The organism is Streptomyces sp. NPDC058691 (assembly GCF_042714775.1).
GTDB lineage: Bacteria > Actinomycetota > Actinomycetes > Streptomycetales > Streptomycetaceae > Actinacidiphila.
In genome coordinates this window covers 15219-34880 of sequence record NZ_JBHXSO010000072.1, presented here as the reverse complement: position 1 = coordinate 34880, position 19662 = coordinate 15219, and the positions used below count along the sequence as shown (strand labels likewise).

General features: G+C 72.4%; 17 protein-coding genes. 5 read left to right on the top strand and 12 right to left on the bottom strand.

Annotation, left to right across the window (positions count from 1 at the left end):
* Nucleotides 1-46: 46 nt before the first annotated feature.
* Nucleotides 47-388, bottom strand: coding sequence for a hypothetical protein (locus ACFWVC_RS34225; RefSeq protein ID WP_384296680.1), 342 nt, complete (start codon nt 386-388; stop codon nt 47-49).
* A gap of 168 nt (nt 389-556) precedes the next feature.
* On the bottom strand, nt 557-1750 hold the full coding sequence (locus ACFWVC_RS34220; protein WP_384296679.1) for an adenosine deaminase: 1194 nt from the start codon (nt 1748-1750) through the stop codon (nt 557-559).
* A 101-nt stretch (nt 1751-1851) separates the two neighbouring features.
* On the opposite strand from ACFWVC_RS34220, the gene ACFWVC_RS34215 reads away from it, so the two are divergent.
* Both ACFWVC_RS34215 and ACFWVC_RS34210 read left to right on the top strand, forming a co-directional pair.
* Nucleotides 1852-2631 (top strand): alpha/beta hydrolase, encoded by a 780-nt coding sequence (locus tag ACFWVC_RS34215; protein WP_384296678.1) that lies wholly within the window; start codon nt 1852-1854, stop codon nt 2629-2631.
* A 115-nt stretch (nt 2632-2746) separates the two neighbouring features.
* Nucleotides 2747-2947, top strand: coding sequence for a DUF5999 family protein (locus ACFWVC_RS34210; protein WP_384296677.1), 201 nt, complete (start codon nt 2747-2749; stop codon nt 2945-2947).
* Here ACFWVC_RS34210 and ACFWVC_RS34205 read toward each other — a convergent pair.
* Nucleotides 2934-3923, bottom strand: a complete 990-nt coding sequence (locus ACFWVC_RS34205; protein WP_384296676.1) for a LysR family transcriptional regulator — start codon at nt 3921-3923, stop codon at nt 2934-2936. The genes ACFWVC_RS34210 and ACFWVC_RS34205 overlap by 14 nt on opposite strands.
* Before the next feature lie 63 nt (nt 3924-3986).
* Here ACFWVC_RS34205 and ACFWVC_RS34200 point away from each other — a divergent pair, with 63 nt between their 5' ends.
* On the top strand, nt 3987-5261 hold the full coding sequence (locus ACFWVC_RS34200) for an MFS transporter (protein ID WP_384296675.1): 1275 nt from the start codon (nt 3987-3989) through the stop codon (nt 5259-5261).
* A gap of 96 nt (nt 5262-5357) precedes the next feature.
* Here the strand turns inward: ACFWVC_RS34200 and ACFWVC_RS34195 are convergent, their stop codons facing one another.
* The 8 genes from ACFWVC_RS34195 to ACFWVC_RS34160 form a co-directional block, all read right to left on the bottom strand.
* On the bottom strand, nt 5358-6635 hold the full coding sequence (locus ACFWVC_RS34195) for a thymidine phosphorylase (RefSeq protein ID WP_384296674.1): 1278 nt from the start codon (nt 6633-6635) through the stop codon (nt 5358-5360).
* Between the two features lie 12 nt (nt 6636-6647).
* Nucleotides 6648-7070, bottom strand: a complete 423-nt coding sequence (locus tag ACFWVC_RS34190) for a cytidine deaminase (RefSeq protein ID WP_384296673.1) — start codon at nt 7068-7070, stop codon at nt 6648-6650.
* On the bottom strand, nt 7067-8356 hold the full coding sequence (locus ACFWVC_RS34185) for an ABC transporter permease (protein ID WP_384296672.1): 1290 nt from the start codon (nt 8354-8356) through the stop codon (nt 7067-7069). Before ACFWVC_RS34185 ends, ACFWVC_RS34190 begins: the two co-directional genes overlap by 4 nt.
* Entirely contained in the window at nt 8353-9468 is a 1116-nt protein-coding gene (locus tag ACFWVC_RS34180; protein ID WP_384296671.1) for an ABC transporter permease, read from the bottom strand. The genes ACFWVC_RS34185 and ACFWVC_RS34180 overlap by 4 nt, the downstream gene beginning before the upstream one ends.
* Nucleotides 9465-11048 carry an ABC transporter ATP-binding protein gene (locus ACFWVC_RS34175; protein WP_384296682.1) on the bottom strand — a complete coding sequence of 528 codons (1584 nt, stop codon included), beginning with the start codon at nt 11046-11048 and terminating at the stop codon, nt 9465-9467. The genes ACFWVC_RS34180 and ACFWVC_RS34175 overlap by 4 nt, the downstream gene beginning before the upstream one ends.
* Before the next feature lie 224 nt (nt 11049-11272).
* Nucleotides 11273-12322 (bottom strand): BMP family protein, encoded by a 1050-nt coding sequence (locus ACFWVC_RS34170; protein ID WP_384296670.1) that lies wholly within the window; start codon nt 12320-12322, stop codon nt 11273-11275.
* Between the two features lie 152 nt (nt 12323-12474).
* Nucleotides 12475-13677 (bottom strand): amidohydrolase, encoded by a 1203-nt coding sequence (locus ACFWVC_RS34165; RefSeq protein ID WP_384296669.1) that lies wholly within the window; start codon nt 13675-13677, stop codon nt 12475-12477.
* Nucleotides 13678-13951: 274 nt separating this feature from the next.
* The gene (locus ACFWVC_RS34160) at nt 13952-15553 is read right to left on the bottom strand and encodes a glycosyltransferase (protein ID WP_384296668.1); all 1602 of its coding nucleotides are present in this window, start codon (nt 15551-15553) and stop codon (nt 13952-13954) included.
* Between the two features lie 206 nt (nt 15554-15759).
* Here ACFWVC_RS34160 and ACFWVC_RS34155 point away from each other — a divergent pair, with 206 nt between their 5' ends.
* On the top strand, nt 15760-17610 hold the full coding sequence (locus ACFWVC_RS34155) for a hypothetical protein (RefSeq protein ID WP_384296667.1): 1851 nt from the start codon (nt 15760-15762) through the stop codon (nt 17608-17610).
* Between the two features lie 45 nt (nt 17611-17655).
* A complete protein-coding gene (locus ACFWVC_RS34150) occupies nt 17656-18510 on the top strand; it encodes a hypothetical protein (protein ID WP_384296666.1) in 855 nt (284 codons plus the stop codon).
* 30 nt (nt 18511-18540) lie between these two features.
* On the opposite strand, the gene ACFWVC_RS34145 is transcribed toward ACFWVC_RS34150, so the two are convergent.
* Entirely contained in the window at nt 18541-19662 is a 1122-nt protein-coding gene (locus ACFWVC_RS34145) for a hypothetical protein (RefSeq protein ID WP_384296665.1), read from the bottom strand.

Genomic DNA, 19662 nt, shown 5'->3' with positions numbered 1-19662 from the left:
GGCCCCCCCCCCTGGCAGGGGGTGCGGCCCTCGCGCGCGGGCTTGATCAGCCGCCGATGGGCAGGCCCTGCAGCGGGAGCTGGCCGAGCTGCCCCCCGATCGGGAGCTTGCCGATGGGCAGGCCGCCGAGCAGCGTGTTCAGCGCGACGGGGGTGTTCTGCGCACCGGGGACGACGTTGCCCGCCTTGGGCAGGTTGCCGGCGAGCGAGTCGACCGGGACCGACTTGGCCACCTGGCTGACCGGCAGGGAGGCCACCGGCAGGTTCGGCACCTGGGGCAGGCCCAGGTCGGTCGCCGACGGGGCGGCGGATGCGGCGCCCGCTGCGGCACCGACGAAGGCCACGCCCAGCGCGGCGGCACCGAGAGTCTTGACGGTTCCGGTCTTCATGGTTGCGATCCTCGTGATGGGGGAGATGGAGCGTCCGCCGCGCCGGCACACGGGCCGTAACCGCGGGAATTCGGAACGTAGCGAGGCGGGGCACCGCGACGCAAGCGGACGTGCGCGGCCGCGCACCCCTCCGTCACCGCACCGGCGTACCCGTGCCCGCCCCGCCGGTCACTCCCCCTCGGGTGCGGAACCGCTGGCCGAGGGCGGTGTGGCGGACGTCAGGCGGAACAGCCACTCGGCCTTCAGCTCCGCGTACCCGGGCTTGATGACGTCATTGATCATCGCCAGCCGTTCATCGAAAGGGATGAACGCCGACTTCATCGCGTTGACGGTGAACCACTGCATGTCATCGAGGGTGTAGCCGAAGGCACGCACCAGCTCGCCGAACTCGCGGCTCATGCTCGTGCCGCTCATCAGCCGGTTGTCGGTGTTCACGGTGACGCGGAAGTGCAGCCGGCGCAGCAACCCGATGGGGTGCTCCTCGTACGAGGCGGCGGCGCCGGTCTGGAGGTTGGAGGTGGGGCACATCTCCAGCGGGATGCGCTTGTCGCGCACATAGTCGGCGAGCCGGCCGAGGGTGACCGTTCCGTCGTCGGCGACCTGGATGTCGTCGATGATGCGGACGCCGTGGCCGAGCCGGTCCGCGCCGCACCACTGCAGCGCCTGCCAGATCGAGGGCAGGCCGAACGCCTCGCCGGCGTGGATGGTGAAGTGGAAGTTCTCCCGCTTGAGGTACTCGAAGGCGTCCAGGTGGCGGGTGGGCGGGAAGCCCGCCTCGGCGCCGGCGATGTCGAAGCCGACGACGCCGCGGTCGCGGTGGGCGTTGGCGAGTTCGGCGATCTCCTGGGAGCGGGCGGCGTGCCGCATCGCGGTGAGCAGCGCGCCGACCCGGATGCGGTGCCCGGCCTCGCGGGCCCGGCGCTCGCCTTCCCGGAAGCCCTCGTTGACGGCCTCGACCACCTGCTCCAGGCCGAGCCCGCGCTCGACGTGCAGTTCGGGCGCGTACCGCACCTCGGCGTAGACGACGCCGTCGGCCGCCAGGTCCTCGGCGCACTCGGCGGCGACGCGGACGAGCGCCTCGCGGGTCTGCATGACGCCCACGGTGTGCGAGAACGTCTCCAGATAGCGCTCCAGGGAGCCGGAGTCGGCCGCCTCGCGGAACCAGGTGCCGAGCTTGTCCGGGTCGGTCTCCGGCAGGCCGTCGTAGCCCGCCTCACGTGCCAGGTCGACGACGGTGCCGGGGCGTACGCCGCCGTCGAGATGGTCGTGCAGCAGTACCTTCGGAGCGCGCCGGATCTGCTCGGGCGTGGGGGTCGCCCCGGGCGAGGCCGGGGGGAGGGCGACCGTGCGTGGGCTCGTCATTGCCGTACGATATCCCCTACGCGCGTAGAACCCGTGGATGATGCCGAATATTGACCTCCCGGCCAGGTCGTGCACACCTTCCCGTCTGCCATGGTTACGCCATGGCTTCGCAAGCTTTACCGATGCGTGGTGCGCGGTTGGGAAAGAGAGTCACACCGGGCCTGGCCCCGGCGGCACGGCGGGAATCGGACGACACCGTCCGGGCCGCCGTTCTCGTGCTGCCCGGGGGCAGCGCGCTGAGCACGCGCCGGCGCTCGCCGGTGGCGGCCGCCGCGATGGTGCCCCTGGCCCGGCGGCTGGTGCGGGCGGCGGGACGGGACGAGGGCCTGGCCGTGCACGTCGTGCACTACCGCTTCCGCGGCTGGAACGGCGGTCACGCCCACCCCGCGGAGGACGCCCAGTGGGCCGTGGACGAGGTCGTACGGCGCTACGGCGACGTGCCGGTGTCCCTGGTGGGCATGGACATGGGCGGCCGCGCGGCACTGCGGGCGGCCGGCCACCGGGCCGTCGACTCCGTGGTGGCGATAGCCCCGTGGCTGCCCGACGCCCTGGAACCCGATCCGGTCAAGCAGTTGATCGGCCGCCACGTGATGATCGTGCACGGCACGAACGACCACTCCACCCACCCCGACCTGTCCTACCGGCTCGCCGAGCGTGCGAAGAAGGTCAACCGGGACGTGTGCCGCTTCGAGGTGCACTCCGACGGCCATCTGCTGGCCGACCACCGCTCCGAAGTCGGCGCCCTGGCCGCCGACTTCGTCCTCGGAACGCTGCTGGGGCGCTCCTTCGCCCGGCCCGTCGCCGACGCCCTGGCCGCTCCTCCCCCGCTCGGTCTGCGCATGCCGCTGGCGACGGGTTTCGGCCGCGTGCCGCTGCACTGACGGACCTCCGGCACCAAGAGCTGTCCCGCCGTTCGCCTGCGCGCCGCGCGGACGTACGGCCGGTGTCAGTGGGGCGGGGGAGCATCGCCACAGCCGGTGGAAAGCGAGGTCCGTCATGTGTCTGCACCAGCCGCAATGCCCGTCCGCCGACGCTCCCGACCGCGAGGCGGCGCATGCGACGGCGTCCCACAGCGAACAGGGCTGGAGCCTGCTGTGCAACGGCGTCCTGCTCTTCGAGGACACCGGGGAGATCCTGCCCGACGGCCGGGTCGTCGACCCGCGCCGTCCGACGGACGCGCAGCTCACTCCGGGATGAGCCTGCCGCGCCGCCCGGTCAGGAACTTCTTGAAGGCCGCCACCGGCGCCGTGTCCGGGTGACCGCCGAGCCAGGCCACCCCGATCTCGCGCACCGCGCGAGGCGCCGTCACCGACAGCTCCACCACACCGGGACGGGGCACCAGCGGCGGCGGCAGCAGCGCCACCCCCAGCCCCGCGGCGACCAGGCCGCGCAGCGTCTCCGCCTCCTCGCCCTCGAAGGCGACGCGCGGGGTGAAGCCGGCCTCGGCGCACAAGGCGTCGGCGATCCGGCGCAGCCCGTAGCCCGGTTCGAGGGTGACGAAGAGTTCGCCGGCGGCCTCCGCGAGCCGGATCCTGCGGCGTCCGGCGAGCCGGTGGTCGGCCGGGACGACCAGCCGCAGCCGTTGTTCGACCAGGCGCCGGGTGACCAGATCGGGCGCGTCGGGGACCGGTGAGGTCAGGCAGAGGTCCAACTCCCCCGCGCGCAGCCCGGCCAGCATCGCCTCACTGTGGTTCTGCACGAGCTGGAAGCGCACCCGCGGGTGGTCCGCGCGGAACTCCCGCAGCAGGGCCGGCACGGTCTCCGAGCCGAGGGTGTGCAGGAAGCCGAAGGCGACGCGCCCGGTCGCCGGGTCGGCTCCGGCGCGCACCGACTCCGCCGACCGCTCCACCTCCGCCAGCGCGCGCTCCACGGAGGCGAGGAAGCCCCGCCCTGCGGGTGTGAGCGAGACGGTGCGCCCCTGGCGGGCGAAGAGCGCGACGCCCAGATCGGTCTCGAGCCGGACCATGGCCCGGCTGAGCGTCGACTGCGGCACGCCCAGTTCGCGCGCCGCCCGTGTGACGTGCTCGTGCCGCGCGACCGCCGCGAACTGCGCGAGCCGGGGCGCGAGGACGGCCGCCCAGGAGGCGCTGTCCAACTCCGCGCGGATGTCGCCTGCGTCACGGAAAGCGTCACGGGACGGACCCGGTGCCGCTGACCTCGCTTCATGCACCATGGGAACGATTATGGCGAGTCCGTGCATTGGACGCATGAAACAGGCCGGTCCTAGCGTGGAGACATGCCTCCTGCCGATACAGGGGCGTCCGCCGTGACACGGCCGGACGCCGCCCTCGTCGATGCGCTCCGCCCCGGCGGACCCGGATACCGCCGCGCCAACGTCGCGCTGTTCGCCGCCGGTCTCGCCACCTTCGCCCTGCTCTACTCGACGCAGGCCCTGCTCCCCGCGCTCTCCGCGGGCCTCTCGCTCACCCCGGCGCAGGCCAGCCTGACCGTCTCGGCCACCACCGCGGCACTCGCGCTGGCCCTGCTGCCGGTGAGCGCGCTGAGCGAGAAGTACGGCCGCACGGCGGTGATGACGACCTCGGTGTTCAGCGCCTCCGCACTGGCCCTGGTCCTCCCCTTCGCCCCGGACCTGACCACGCTCGTCGTGCTGCGCGCCCTGCAGGGCGTCGCCCTGGCCGGGCTGCCCGCGACGGCGATGGCGTACCTCGCCGAGGAGATCCACCCCAAGGCGGTGGCCTCCGCGATCGGCCTGTACGTGGCGGGCAACAGCATCGGCGGGATGAGCTCCCGGGTCCTGACCGGCGCCGTGGCCCAGGCCTTCGGCTGGCGTGCCGCGCTGTTCGCCGCCGGCGCCATGGCGCTGCTGTGCGCCGTCGCCTTCCGCCTGCTGATCCCGCCCGCCCGCAACTTCCGCCCCGGGCCGGTCAATCCGGCAGCCCTGCTGCGCACCGTCGGCGGCCATCTGCGCACGCCGCTGCTGCGCCGCCTCTACGCGATCGGGCTGCTCTTCATGGTGGTCTTCGGCGCCGTCTACAACGTCCTGGGCTACCGGCTCGGCGAGGAGCCCTTCGGCCTGTCCCAGAGCGCCATCGGCCTCATCTTCCTGGTCTACCTGGTCGGCACGGCCGCCTCGGCGGCCTCCGGCGTGCTGCACGGCCGCATCGGCCGCCGCGGCGCCCTGTACGTCGCCGTGGGCCTGGTGACCACCGGCCTGCTGCTGAGCCTCGCCGGGTCCCTCGCCGCCGTGCTCACCGGCCTGGTGCTGATCACCGCCGGCTTCTTCACCGGCCACGCCATCGCCTCAGGCGCCGTCAGCCGCACGGCCACCACCGGCCGCGCCCAGGCCTCCGCCCTCTATCTGACGGCGTACTACATCGGCAACAGCCTCGGCGGCACCCTGGGCGCCTCCGCCTTCCACTCGGCGGGCTGGGACGGCACGGTCGCCTTCTGCCTCGTGGCGGTCGTGGGCGTCGCAGGGATCACCCTCCACGCGACCCGGCGCGCGGTCGTCGAGCACCGTTCCCGGGCGGTCCGCACCGCCGCCGGCTGAGCCGCGTGCGTCCCGCCCTACATCACGCGAGGGTATGGCCGCGGGCCGGGTGGACGTGCCCCCGGCCCCCGCTCCCTTTCCCGCACCGGGCCTTGATCAGGCGATGCGGTCCAGCACGATCGGACGGGGCGTGAACACCGTCCCCGCCGGGGAGATCTCGACGCCCCCGGCGAGGGCCGCCAGGGCGTAGTCGAACTTCTCCGGGGTGTCGGTGTGCAGGGTCAGCAGCGGCCGGCCCTGCGTGACCGTGTCGCCGGGCTTGGCGTGGATCTCGACACCGGCACCGGCCTGCACCGGGTCCTCCTTGCGGGCACGGCCCGCGCCGAGGCGCCAGGCGGCGACGCCGACGGCGTAGGCGTCGAGGCCGGTGAGCACACCGGACCGCTCGGCGGTGACCACGTGTCGCTCGCGCGCGACGGGCAGCGCCGCGTCCGGGTCGCCGCCCTGGGCGGCGATCATGCGGCGCCACACGTCCATGGCGGAGCCGTCGGCCAGCGCCTTGGCGGGGTCGGCATCCTTCAGACCGGCCGCGTCGAGCATCTCGCGGGCCAGGGCGATGGTCAGCTCCACCACATCGGCCGGGCCGCCGCCCGCCAAGACCTCGACGGACTCGCGGATCTCCAGGGCGTTGCCCGCGGTCAGGCCCAGCGGGGTGGACATGTCGGTGAGCAGGGCCACGGTCATCACGCCGTGGTCGGTGCCCAGGCCCACCATGGTGGAGGCCAGTTCGCGGGCCTGCTCCAGGTTCTTCATGAAGGCGCCGGAGCCGACCTTGACGTCGAGGACGAGCGAGCCCGTGCCCTCGGCGATCTTCTTCGACATGATCGAGGAGGCGATCAGCGGGATCGCCTCGACGGTGCCGGTCACGTCGCGCAGCGCGTACAGCTTCTTGTCGGCCGGGGCGAGGCCGTCGCCCGCCGCGCAGATGACCGCGCCGGTGTCGTGCAGGACCCGCAGCATCTCGTCGTTGGACAGCAGCGCCCGCCAGCCGGGGATGGACTCCAGCTTGTCCAGCGTGCCGCCGGTGTGGCCGAGGCCACGGCCGGACAGCTGGGGAACGGCCGCGCCGCAGGCGGCCACGACGGGCGCGAGGGGCAGCGTGATCTTGTCGCCGACGCCGCCGGTGGAGTGCTTGTCGGCGGTGGGGCGCGGCAGCGAGGAGAAGTCCATGCGCTCGCCGCTGTTGATCATCGCCGCGGTCCAGCGGGCGATCTCGGCCCGGTCCATCCCGTTGAGCAGGATCGCCATGGCGAGCGCGGACATCTGCTCGTCGGCGACCTCACCCTTGGTGTAGGCGTCGATGACCCAGTCGATCTGCTCGTCGTCGAGGCGGCCGCCGTCGCGCTTGGCGCGGATGACGGAAATGGCGTCCATGGTTCTACCTTCTTAGCGGTTGGTCAGGTCGTCCGGGCCGAACGCGTCGGGCAGGACGTCCCGCATGGTGCGGATGCCGTCGGACATCTCGACCAGCAGATCGGGGCCGCCGTGCTCCCACAGCAGCTGGCGGCAGCGGCCGCAGGGCATCAGCTGGTCGCCGTTGCGGTCGACGCAGGTGAACGCCACGAGCCGGCCGCCTCCCGTCGCGTGCAGGAGCGAGACCAGTCCGCACTCGGCGCACAGGCCGAGGCCGTAGCTGGCGTTCTCCACGTTGCACGCGGCGATGACCCGGCCGTCGTCCACCAGGGCGGCGGCTCCCACCGGGAAGTGGGAGTAGGGCACATAGGCCCGGGACATGGCGTCCCGGGCCTGCGCCCGCAGGCCCTCCCAGTCGACCCCTGCGGGGTCGGCCGGGCCCGCGGTGCCGGTCACTTCCCCTGACCCTTTCGGTAGCGCATACCGTCAGCCTTGGGCATGCGCAGGCGTTGTGCCGACAGGGAGAGCACCAGCAGGGTGACGACGTACGGGGTCGCGCCGACGAACTCGGCCGGGACCTCGTCGGTGACCAGGTACCAGACCAGCACCAGCGCGCCGACGGCCAGGGCGGTGACGCCCTGCCACAGGTTGCGCTTCCACAGCTTCCAGGCGCCGAGCAGCGCCAGCAGGATCACCAGGAGCAGCAGCAGCGCGTGGACGGTCGGACCGCCGTTGCGCAGCTGGAGCGCGTCGGAGTAGCCGAACAGACCGGCGCCGGCGGCGAGTCCGCCCACCCGCCAGTTGCCGAAGATCATCGCGGCGAGACCGATGTAGCCGCGGCCGCCGGTCTGGCCCTCCAGGTAGATGTGCGTCGGCACCATCGCCAGGAACGCGCCGCCGAGGCCCGCGAGGCCGCCGGAGACGATCACGGCGATGTACTTGTACAGGTACACGTTGACGCCGAGCGACTCGGCGGCCACCGGGTTCTCGCCGGCCGACCGCAGCCGCAGGCCGAACGCCGTACGCCACAGCAGGAAGAAGCTTCCGGCGAAGAGCACGGCGGCGACGATCGTCAGCGCCGACAGGTCGGTGACGAGGCCGCCGATGACACCCGCGAGGTCGGAGACGAAGAACCAGCCGTGCTTCTCGATGCCGTCCAGCCAGTCCGACAGCCCGGGGATGTCGAACGACGGCAGGGAGTCGACCGGAGGGGACTGCTTGGGGTTGCCGCCCTTGGCAGCCGCCTCGCCGTTGGTGAACCACAGCTTGGCGAGGTACTGCGTGGCGCCGAGCGCCAGGATGTTGATCGCCACACCGGAGATGATGTGGTCGACGCCGAAGGTGACGGTGGCGACCGCGTGGACCAGACCGCCGACCGCGCCGCCGATGACACCGGCGAGAACGCCGATCCAGGGGTTGGTCTGCCAGCCGGCCCAGGCACCGAAGAAGGTGCCGAGGATCATCATGCCCTCGAGGCCGATGTTGACCACGCCGGAGCGCTCGGACCACAGACCGGCCAGACCGGCCAGGCCGATCGGCACGGCGAGCCCGAGGGCCGCGGTGATCTGGCCCTGCGCGGTGAGCTGGTCCTGGCCCGTGATGATCCGCACCACCGAGACCAGCGCGAGCGCGCCGGCGACGATCAGCAGGATCTTCGGGAAGGAGAGGCGGCCCTTGCGGCCCTTGGCGCCGGCCGCCTTGGGAGCCGCGGGCGGCGGGGTGTGGGTCGTCGTGGCGGTCACGCCGTCACCTCCGTCTTGTTGCCGGCCTGGGCGGCGAGCTGCTCGCCGACCTTCTGCTGCTGGCGCTTGAGGCCGTAGCGGCGGACGAGTTCGTAGGCGATGACGACGCAGAGGACGATGACGCCCTGCATGACGCCGACGATCTCCTTGTCGTAGCCGTCGAACTCCAGGCGGCCGGAGCCGCGCTCCAGGAAGCCCCACAGCAGCGCGGCCAGCGCGACGCCGACCGGGTTGTTGCGGCCGAGCAGCGCCACCGAGATGCCGGTGAAGCCGATGCCGGCCGGGAAGAGGTCGGCACCGTACGCGTGCACGTCGTTCAGCAGCAGCGGCAGACCGGTGAGGCCCGCCAGGGCGCCGGAGATCAGCATGCTGATGACCACCATGCGCTTGACGCTGACGCCGCTCGCGGTGGCCGCGCTCTCGGACAGGCCGACGCTGCGCAGGTCGAAGCCGAAGCGGGTGCGGCCGAGGACGAACCAGTAGCCGACACCGATGATCACCGCGAGGACGACGAAGCCGTAGATCTGGCCGATGTCCTCGCCCATGTCGAAGTTGAACAGGTGGCCGGACGAGGGCAGCGGCGTGGTCGACACCGAGGTGCCCGCCTGGTCGAGGTGACCGAGCCGGCCCGCCTTGAGGAAGTAGCCGACGATCGACAGCGCGATCGCGTTCAGCATGATGGTCGCGATGACCTCACTGACGCCGCGGGTGGTCTTCAGAAGGCCCGCGATGCCGGCCCACAGGCCGCCGACCGCCATGGCCACCACGATGATCAGCGGGATCTGCAGGAAGCTCGGCAGGGTCACCGCCCCGCCGACCGCGGCGGCGAAGAAGGCGCCGAGCCGGTACTGGCCCTCGACACCGATGTTGAACAGGTTCATGCGGAAGCCGACGGCGACCGCGATACCCGCGATGTAGTAGGTGGTCGCCTTGTTGATGATCTCGACCTGGCTGTCACTCTTGAAGCCGTAGTCGATCATCGTGCTGAAGGCGCCGAACGGCTCCTTGCCGGTGGCCAGCAGCACGAGCGCGGTGATCACGAACGAGGCGACGATCGCCAGCACGGGGGCGGCGACGGCGAGGAGCACCCGCTCCTTGTCGATCTTCTTCATCGGTCCTCTCCCCCGTGGGCGGCGTCGCCGTTCTCGTGCTCGAGGTGACCGGCGGCGGCACCGGTCATCGCGGAGCCCAGCTCCTCCGGGGTGATGGTGGCGGGGTCCGCGTCGGCGACCAGACGGCCGCGGTACATGACGCGCAGGGTGTCGGACAGGCCGATCAGCTCGTCCAGGTCCGCGGAGATCAGCAGCACGGCCAGACCCTCGCGGCGCGCTTCCCTGATCTGGTCCCAGATCTGTGCCTGGGCGCCGACGTCCACGCCCCGGGTGGGGTGCGCGGCGATCAGCAGGCGGGGCTGGTGGCTCATCTCGCGGCCGACGATCAGCTTCTGCTGGTTGCCGCCGGACAGCGACGCCGCGGTGACCTCGATGCCGGGAGTGCGGACGTCGTACTCGCGCACGATCCGCTCGGTGTCGCGGCGGGCCGCGGCCGGGTCCAGGAGGCCGCCCTTGCTGTTGGGGCGCTCGGTGACATGGCCGAGGATGCGGTTCTCCCACAGCGGGGCTTCCAGCAGCAGACCGTGCCGGTGGCGGTCCTCGGGGATGTAGCCGATGCCGTCCTCGCGGCGCTTGCGCGTCGGGAGGTGGCTGATGTCGGTGGCGCCGAGGGTGATCCGGCCGGCGTCGGGCGGGAGGATGCCCATGATCGCCTCGACCAGTTCCGCCTGGCCGTTGCCCTCGACGCCCGCGATGCCGAGGACCTCGCCCTTGTGGATGGTCAGGGAGATCCGGTCCAGGACGACCCGCTCGATGCCCTCCAGGTCGGTCTCCGACAGGTGCAGGCCGTCGACGGTCAGCATCGGGACGTCGGTGACCGTCGACTCGCGGGTCTCCGGGGACGGCAGTTCGCTGCCCACCATCAGTTCCGCGAGCTGCTTGGGCGTCGTGGTCTTGGGGTCGGCCGAGCCGACCGTGGTGCCGCGGCGGATGACCGTGATCTCGTCAGCGACGGAGAGCACCTCGCCGAGCTTGTGCGAGATGAAGATGACGGTGAGGCCTTCGGACTTCAGACCGCGCAGGTTGTCGAAGAGCGCGTCGACCTCCTGCGGGACCAGGACCGCCGTCGGCTCGTCGAGGATCAGCGTACGGGCGCCGCGGAAGAGGACCTTGAGAATCTCGACACGCTGACGGTCGGCGACACCGAGGTCCTCCACCAGGACGTCCGGCCGCACTCCGAGGCCGTAGGCGTCCGAGATCTCCTTGATCCTGGCACGGGCGCGGCCGCCGATGCCGTGGAGCTTCTCGCTGCCGAGCACGACGTTCTCGAGGACGGTCAGATTGTCGGCGAGCATGAAGTGCTGGTGCACCATGCCGATGCCGCGGGCGATGGCGTCGCCGGGGTCGTGGAAGGTGACCTGCTCGCCGTCGACGGTGATGGTGCCCTCGTCCGGCTTCTGCATGCCGTAGAGGATCTTCATCAGGGTCGACTTGCCGGCGCCGTTCTCACCCACGAGGGCGTGCACGGTGCCGCGGCGGACGGTGATGTCGATGTCGTGGTTGGCCACGACACCCGGGAATCGTTTGGTGATGCCGCGCAGTTCGACGGCATGGGGGCTGGGGGGGCTGGACGCGTTGATGACGCACTCTCCTCGCGGAAAAGAGCGGGGTGGTGGCGGGTGTGGCGAACGTACCGCGAGGAGGAAGCTCTATGCGCGTAGCGTTGCCAGATCCATAGTGGTGCGAGTCAGAACAGAAACCACAGGGACCGAAATGGGCGGAACGCAGGCGCGAGGCCCGGTGGGGGAGAGCCTGGGCTATCCCCCACCGGGCCTCGCGACCGTGACTCAGAGGAGACCGGGCGTCACTTGACGGTCGTGTTGACCTTGATGTCGCCGCTCACGATCTTCTGCTTGGCCGCGTCCAGCTGGGACTTGATGTCGTCGATGAAGCCACCGCTGGTGGCCAGGCCGACGCCGTCCTTGGCGAGGTCGTAGCTCTGGGTGCCGGTCAGCGGGCTGCCGTCCTTGACGCCCTTGACGGCGTCGTAGACCGCGACGTTCACGTTCTTCAGCGCGGAGGTCAGGATCGACTTCTGGTACTTGACCAGACCCGTCTGCGCGTACTGGTCGGAGTCGACACCGATCGCCCAGGCGCCGGTCTTGCCCGCGACGGCCTCGATCGCGCCGTTGCCGGAGGAGCCGGCCGCGGCGTAGACGACGTCGATGCCCTTGTCGAGCATGCCCTGCGCGGCCGCCTTGCCCTTGGCCGGGTCGGAGAAGCCGGACAGGTCGGAGCCGCTGGTCAGGTACTGCGTGGTGACCTTGACCTTCGGGTTGGTCTCCGTGACGCCCTGGCGGAAGCCGGCCTCGAACTTGTTGATCAGGGGGATGTCCACGCCGCCGATGAAGCCGACCTTGTTGTCCTTGGTCTTCAGCGCGGCGGCGACACCGGCCAGGTAGGAGCTCTGCTCCTCGGTGAAGACGATGCTGTCGACGTTCTTGGCGTCCACGACGGAGTCGACGATGGCGAAGTCGGTCTTGGGGTACTTCGCGGCCGCCTTCTTCATCGAGTCGGCGTAGGAGAAGCCGACACCGATGACGGGGTTGTAGCCCGCGTCCGCCAGGTCCTCGAGGCGCTGCTCACGGTCGGCCTCGGTGTCCGAGGTCTTCGCGGTGAGCTCCTTGATCTCGATCCCGAAGTCCGTCTTGGCCTTGTCCAGGCCGGCGGCGGCGGAGTCGTTGAACGAGTGGTCGCCACGGCCACCCACGTCGTAGGCGACGCCGACCTTCAGCTTGCCGCTCTTGTCGCTCTCGCTGTCGCTGTCCTTGGAGCTGCTGCCGCACGCGGTGGCGGTGAGCGCGAGGGCCGCAGAGGCTATGCCCGCGGCGGCGAACTTGGTTACCCGGCGCAAGAGGGTACCCCTTCACTAGAAGCGCCCCATCCGGCGCTGGCTTAACTCGAGCTTAACGCGCGTAGATGTCAGGTAAAGGGAGTTGGACGCCTGTTATCGGATCGACGCATTTCGGCCAGGTGACCCGGTCGTGACAACCGGGTCACCCACCGTCATGCCAGCAGCGCAGCGGAGGTGAAGAGCTCCACTCCGACCTTGATCGCGCCCTCGTCGACGTCGAAATCGCCCTGATGAAGATCCCGCTTGGAGGTGTCCCCCAGGGGACGCACCCCGAGCCGCGCGAGGGCGCCGGGCACCTGCTCCAGGTACCAGGAGAAGTCCTCCCCGCCGAGGCTCTGCTCGGTGTCCTCCACGGTGTGCGCGCCATAGCGGGCCGTCATGGCGTCGCGCAGCAGCTCCGTCGAATCGTGCTCGTTGACCACCGGCGGGACACCCCGGTGGTACGTCAGTTCCCACTTGGCTCGATACATGCCGGCGATCTGGTCGATCACCTCGTGCACCAGGTCCGGGGCCTCGTGCCAGGCGGTCAGGTCCAGACAGCGGACCGTGCCCTCCAGCTCGGCGTGCTGCGGGATCACGTTGCAGGCGTGGCCGGCCTCGATACGGCCCCACACGATGCTCATCCCCGACCGCGGGTCGATCCGGCGGGCCAGCACGGCCGGCAGCTCGGTGGCCATCTTGGCGGTGGCCGTCACCAGGTCGGTGGTCAGGTGGGGGCGGGCGGTGTGGCCGCCCGCGCCGTCCAGGGAGAGTTCCAGGCGGTCCACCGCCGAGGTGATCGGCCCCTGCCGCAGCCCGATCCGGCCGACGTCCACCTTGGGGTCGCAGTGCACGGCCAGGATGCGGCCCACACCGTCCAGCGCGTTGGCCTTGATGGCGTCCAGCGCCCCGCCCGGCATGACCTCCTCGGCCGGCTGGAAGACCAGCCGCACCGGCCGCCGCAGCTTGCCCGCGCGCTCCAGCTCCGCCAGCACCAGGCCGGCGCCCAGCACCACCGTGGTGTGCACGTCGTGGCCGCAGGCGTGCGCCCGGCCGGGGACCGTCGACCGGTAGTCCACGCGCTTGGTGTCCGGGATCGGCAGCGCGTCCAGATCGGCGCGCAGGGCCAGCCGGGGCCGCTCCGGGTCCGTGTCCCCGATGTCGCAGATCAGGCCCGTCCCGCCCGGCATCACGCGGGGCTTGAGACCGGCCTGTTCCAGGCGGGCCTTCACCGCGGCCGTCGTACGGAACTCCTGGCGGCCCAGCTCGGGATGCATGTGCACATCCCGCCGGAACGCCACAAGCTCCGTCCGCAGGCGCTCGGGCAGCACACCCAGAAGGGCGTCGTCCGGCGCGGCAGGGACGGTTGGGGCCACTGACACAGGGGTTCCGGAGGGTTCGGAGGGTGAGTCGTTCACCTCCGACAGGCTAGACCGCATCTGCACTCCCGATCGCTACATCGCCGTAAATTCATTCCGCGCGAGGAAGAAAAACTCCCCCGTTCGGCGCGTACCCGGCTCCGTACAGGGGTATCAACACGGTTTACCCCTCGCCACTCCATAGTGGCTCAACGATCGCCCCGTCGCGAGGCAACGCCCGGTGAGGGGCGTCACCCTGTCAAGAGGGCGGCCCCGCGGGAGACATCCGGGGTCAGCGCGGTCCCAGCAGCCGGGAGTAGAGGTCCAGGAGCGGGGCGGACTGCGTCTGCCAGGACCATTCACGCAGGGTGTCGCCGCGGTCGTACGCCTTCCGGTAGCGGCGCGGATTGGTCAGCACGGCACCGACGGCGCGCACGAAGTCGGCGGTGTCCAGGGAGCGGAAGACCTCGCCGTTGCCGATCTCCAGCGTGGGCCGGGCCAGCACCCGCACATCGCTGACGACCACGGGCAGGCGGGCGTGCGCGTACTCGAAGTAACGGGCGGGCAGGGCCACCTGGTGTGCGGGCAGGCGGTGCACGGGCAGGACGCCGATGTCCGCGGAGGCCAGAAAGCGCGGGATGTCGGCGGGCGGCACATAGGGCAGCACGTGCAGGCGGTTCTCGACGCCGAGCTCCGCGGCGCGGTCGGTGAGGATGCGCACATAGGCGTCGCCGGGGTCGGGGACGACCAGGGCCGCGTGCAGGTCGTACAGCTTGGGCAGCGCCTCGATGACGGTGAGCAGTCCGCGGGCCGGCCCGACCGCGCCGCTGTGGACCAGGAGGGGGACCTCGGGGGCCAGATGGCAGCGGTCGCGGACCCCGGACCGCGAAGAAGACGACGAGGACGACGCGGACGACGCGGACGACGCGGACGACGCGGACGACGACGATCGGGCCTCGTACGGCGGCGCGTTGCGCGCCACGGCCGGGCGGGCGGCGAGGCCGTGGCGCTCACGCAGCCGGTCGGCGTAGGTCTCGGCCACGGTGACGACGCCGTCGATGAGCGGCACATAGGTGCGCTCGTGGGCGTCGCGGGCGACGGCCGCCCGGTGGCTGGGCTCGGTCTTGGCCGTGGTGTCCCAGACGACCTCGACCCGGTGCCCGGTGCCCTCCGCCCGCAGCGCGGCGCGCACGGCGGTGCCCAGGGTGCGGTGCCCGAGGGCGTGCACCAGGTGCGGGCGCAGCTCGTCCAGGACCGGCCCGTAGGCGATCTCCAGGTCGAGCAGCAGCGGGTCCAGGCGGCGCCAGCAGCGCTTGCCGAGCAGCAGGCGCGTGGTGGCGGTGGACAGCCGGTCCAGCAGTCCGCCGGGCGTCGCCCGGCGGCGGACGGCGGCGCGGTACTGCGCCGAGCGCAGGGCGGTCCAGGCCCGGCGCACCGCGTGCTGCAGGCGCGCCCCGCCGTGGCCGAGCCGGGCGGCGGCCTTCACCGGTAAAGGGCGGTGGATCACGTCCAGCTCGGCCTGGCGGGAGGCCAGCAGGGCCGTGTGGGCGGTCACGAGGGCATTGCGGTAGGCGTAGGACTCCGCGCTGCGGTAGGCCAGGGCGCGCAACAGGCCCGGACGGGGGCGTTGCAGGCGCCTGCGGTGCAGGGTCTCGGCGACGGCGACGCGGATCAGGCGCACGCCCTCTGGTGCGATGCCCGAAGCGTCATCCCCGCGGTCCCCGCGGTCCTGGCAGTCCCGGCAGCCCGGGCCCTCGGCGGCCCGGCCGATGATCGTGACCTCGTACCCCGCCCCGGCGGCGGCCGCCGCCACGCGGTGCGCCCGTGAGTCGCGCTCCAGCGCACTGTCCGCGAGGACCGCGATGCGCCGCGCGGGCCTCGGTGCCGTTGCCATGGAGCAAGGCAACCGGGTTCGGGTGACTGATCGGTTACGTACGGCTTGCGCGGAGCGGAACGCCCCCGGCAGCCACATCGTGCGCCCTCGCGCGCCCCTCGCGCCTCGAAGCGCCCCGGCGCGCCTGGTTTTCACACATCCCCCACCTTTTCGGGACTTGTGGGGGCGCCCACACTGGTGGGAACAGGGGAAGTGGGGTGGGGCGTGTGACATGGCGATACCCGGGTGCCGGGAGCCCGGCGGACACCACGGGGATCGACGGCATCGCGAGCGGCGCCGGGACCCGCACCGCGGGCACCGCCGAGAAGCCCGCGCCCCCTCCCCCGCGCCCGCCGGCCGCCGCGCCCGTGCCGCTGCCGCAGCAGGCCCCCGCCCCCGCGTACCGCCCCGGCCCGGGCGGCGGCACGGGTGAGGAGGACTGGAGCGCATCGACCCGCTACATGTGCGCGGGCGCTCGCCTCGACGAGGGTTTCGCCCGCCGGGTGGTGCACGAACTGCGGCACGAGCGCTACCGGGCCTGTGCCCCCTCCTACGGCGTCGACCTCGACCGGGTGGGCAAGCACGCCGAGCAGACCCTGCGGGATCTGCGCAGACGCGACCTGATGATCGGAGGCGCCTTCCTGGTGTCGCTGCTGCTGGCCCCGGTGGCCACCGTCGTGTACTGGCTCGCCACCGCCCTCCTGCCGGCCGGCACGCCGCGGGACTCCGCCGGGAGGGAGCGGCCCCGCGACCCGGCCGCCCTCACCGTGCTGAGGACGCCGGTCCCGGAGATCCTGGTGCTGCTCGCCGCGAGCCGGCTGACCCCCCTGGTGCCGTGGTGGCTCGACGACGTACCGGTGGCCACCTTCCTGCTGACGCTGGTCCTGTTGGTGCTCTGCCCCTGGGTGCTCACCTGGGAGCAGCGCGGCCGGGCGTGGAGGGCGGTCCGCGAGCAGCTGACCCGGGAGGCGTTCCGCGCCGCCGCCGACGACCCGCTCTCGGACCGGGACGCGGCCGGGCTGCCGCAGTCCTCGGTCGGCGGCGACGCCAACCTCGTCGTCTACAGCGGCTACCGCCCCTTCGTCGGTGCCGGTGACGAGGTCACGTCCTGGTCGTTCGCCATGCGGCTCGCCCCTGAGGGGTACGGGCCCGGCACGGGCGCCGAGCCGCCGCCGGTGCCCTTCGACACCGCCGGCCTGGTCCGGCGGATGGCGGACGACCTGGACGCGCTGCGCGCGGGCGCGGCCTCCCCGGTGGACCGCGTCCCCGGGCTGGAGGTCACCGAGAAGGTCTTCGTCCACGGCGCCGGACTGCGGCAGAACACGCTGTTCGGCGAGGCCGTGTTCTGGCCGGGCGCCGCCGGGCACTGGCCGCCCGAGGGCAGGCCGGCCGACCAGCTCTCCTCGGAGCGCACGGCCGCCGCCCGGGGCAACATCGACGGGCCGCTGCGGCACTGCCTGTGCGCCCAGGTGCGCGGCTGGGGCACGGATCTGGTGCTCTCCGTCTTCATCCAGGCCGTGGTGAGCCCGGCGACTCTGCATCTGCAGGCGAACACCCTGGTGCTCACGCCCGTCAAGGAGGAGTACCGGGTGGCCGACTCGGTCGCGCGCCCCGAAGACCCTCAGAGCCCCCGGGACGGCAGGGGCCTCGCCGACGCGCTCGTGCACAGCCGCTCGGTGCTGCAGTCCGCGCCGGCCGCCGCCTTCTCCGAGCTGCGCGCGCCCGCCCGGCGGCAGCGGGCCCTGCGGGCACAGCGCACGGCCATGACCGATGACCGGCGCTACGACTTCGGGGCCCGGCTCAGCCTCCGCGAGCTCGCTTCCTCGCACGCCTTCCGGGACTTCTTCCAGCGGGTGGACGTCAACCGGGTCGGCAAGCAGATCGAGCTGCAGGTCCTGGACACCGTCGCCGAGTTCCTCGCCGAACACGGCCTGGACCTCGGGGACCTCACCCGGCACCGCGACGTCATCCTCAACCAGGGGATCATGATGACCGCAGACTCCATGAGCGGCGGCATCGCCGCCGGGACCGCACCGCGTCGGACCGCGAACCCCGGCGAGTGGGGTGGCACGCGATGACCGGCCACGCCGCGCGGCGCCGGCACCGGGCACGGGCGGTCACCGGTGGCTGAGCACGGACGCCGGACGACGGCGCTCGCCCTGCTGCTCGGCTTCGCGGCCGCGGCCACGGCCTGCTCGCCGGCCGGGCACCCCGCCGCGGACGAGGACGGCGACGCTCCCCTTACGACGGCGGTGTTCACCCCGCGCGAGCCATTGAGCGAGGAGCGGTTACGGCAGACCGCCGACCTGATGCGCCGCCGCGCCGAGGGATTCGGCCTCCGGGACGTCGAGGTGCGCACGGCCGACGGCAAGGTCACCGTCTCCGCGCGGGGCGCCGCTTCGAAGCAGCTCGTCTCGCTCGGCGAACCGGCGGTGCTGGTCCTCCGGCCGGTGGTCGCGGTCGCGCCGTCGGCCGACGGCGCGCCCTCCCCGCCGGCGGATGCCGGAACCGCGGAGTTCCGGGCGCTCGACTGCTCGGCGGCCGCCGGCCGTACCGATCATCAACGGGGCGACGGGAAGCGGGCGGTGGCCTGCGCCGCGGAGGCGGTGGGCGGGGTCCGGGCGAAGTATCTGCTCGACCCGGTCGCGCTCAAGGGCACCGAGATCAGCAAGGCCGAGGCGGTCTTCGACCAGCGGAACGGCACCGGATGGCAGATCCAGCTGCGGTTGACCGCCGCCGGCGCGAAGACGTTCGAGGAGGTCACCGGCCGACTGGCCGGGCGGACGAGCCCGAACAACCAGTTCGCCATGGTGCTGGACGGCGCGGTGCTGTCCGCCCCCGCGGTGAACACCGCCATCCCCGGCGGGACCGCCGTCATCAGCGGCAACTTCACGCGCGCGTCGGCCGGCCTGCTGGCCGCGCAGATCGGTGGCGGCTCACTGCCGGCACCGATGGACGTGTCGTCCATGACGCGCTGAGGCGCCTCATGGACGACGACGTCCGCGGTTTCAGGGCGCGAGGGCCGTGGCCTGCCCGGAGACGACCGACGCGAGCCCGTGCAGATCGCGGGCGGTGCCGGTGATGCCGGACAGGAAGCTCTGCGCGCGGGGCGAGGCCGAGTCGGTCAGCCACTCCGGGTCGACGTCGCAGACCGTGATCTTGACGCCGGTGCCCTCCAGCGCGAGCGGGAGGGTGTGCACGACCGTGGAGGGGAAACTCAGGATCGTGTGGCCGATCGGACCCCGCCGGGCGACCAGCTCCAGGGGAAGGTCGGGCCGCACGATCTCCAGACCGGTCTCGACGGAGAGCCGGTGCAGCTTCTCGACGCTCTCGCGGCGGTGCGCGAAGTAGCGGGTGGCACCGTGGCTCCCGGCCAGGATGCCGACCGCGGTCAGATAGCGCTCCAGGTCGACGACGCCGGTCTCCACCAGGGAGGTGCCGACGATGTCGGTGCCGGCGCTGATGGTCGGCGGCCCGAAGCGGGCCCGCGTCCAGGCGAACCGGTTGGCGCGCAGCGCCATGCCGGGCGGCGGCGAGGCGGGCATCGAGCTGAACAGCTCGACCTGCCGGCCACGGCCCGGGGTCAGGCGCCGCCGGGCGGCCGAGGCGAAGACGCCGAAGGCGGCGTCCGCCGGGGAGAGCCGCCGGCCGCTGCGGTGCCAGCGCACCAGCCGGGCGCCCTTGGTCAGCAGCTCGGTGAACTCCATGGTCGCGGTGCCGTCGTCCACGACGATGATCTCCCGCGCCCGGGTGACCGGCAGCAGGACCTGCACCAGCCGGGAGAAGGGATCACCGAGTACGACCCGGCGCGCGGAGCGCAGAGCCGGAGTGAGCTCGGCCGCGGTGCGCAGCAGCGAACCCCGGGAGGAGCGCGCCTCGCACCAGCGGACCACGATGCCCTCGTCCCGAGCGAGCTCCGCCATGCGGCGCAGTTGCCCGCGCGTCATGGGGTCGCGCGGGGCCAGGGCCACCACGGTGAGCGACCGGCCGGGTGCCACCGGGCCCGGGGCGGCCGAAGCCGCCCCGGGTCGCGGTGTGGGCACCGCGGGCGGGTGAACATGCGCCCACTCCAGCACGTTGAGCAGCTGAACGGGGCTCTCTACGAGTGCCAGAGTGCCGCTGTCGCCCAT

Coding starts and splice junctions, on each gene's coding strand:
- ACFWVC_RS34225 (WP_384296680.1), bottom strand. CDS start 388: ATGAAGACCGGAACCGTCAAGACTCTCGGTGCCGCCGCGCTGGGCGTG.
- ACFWVC_RS34220 (WP_384296679.1), bottom strand. CDS start 1,750: ATGACGAGCCCACGCACGGTCGCCCTCCCCCCGGCCTCGCCCGGGGCG.
- ACFWVC_RS34215 (WP_384296678.1), top strand. CDS start 1,852: ATGGCTTCGCAAGCTTTACCGATGCGTGGTGCGCGGTTGGGAAAGAGA.
- ACFWVC_RS34210 (WP_384296677.1), top strand. CDS start 2,747: ATGTGTCTGCACCAGCCGCAATGCCCGTCCGCCGACGCTCCCGACCGC.
- ACFWVC_RS34205 (WP_384296676.1), bottom strand. CDS start 3,923: ATGGTGCATGAAGCGAGGTCAGCGGCACCGGGTCCGTCCCGTGACGCT.
- ACFWVC_RS34200 (WP_384296675.1), top strand. CDS start 3,987: ATGCCTCCTGCCGATACAGGGGCGTCCGCCGTGACACGGCCGGACGCC.
- ACFWVC_RS34195 (WP_384296674.1), bottom strand. CDS start 6,635: ATGGACGCCATTTCCGTCATCCGCGCCAAGCGCGACGGCGGCCGCCTC.
- ACFWVC_RS34180 (WP_384296671.1), bottom strand. CDS start 9,468: ATGAAGAAGATCGACAAGGAGCGGGTGCTCCTCGCCGTCGCCGCCCCC.
- ACFWVC_RS34160 (WP_384296668.1), bottom strand. CDS start 15,553: ATGGCAACGGCACCGAGGCCCGCGCGGCGCATCGCGGTCCTCGCGGAC.
- ACFWVC_RS34145 (WP_384296665.1), bottom strand. CDS start 19,662: ATGGGCGACAGCGGCACTCTGGCACTCGTAGAGAGCCCCGTTCAGCTG.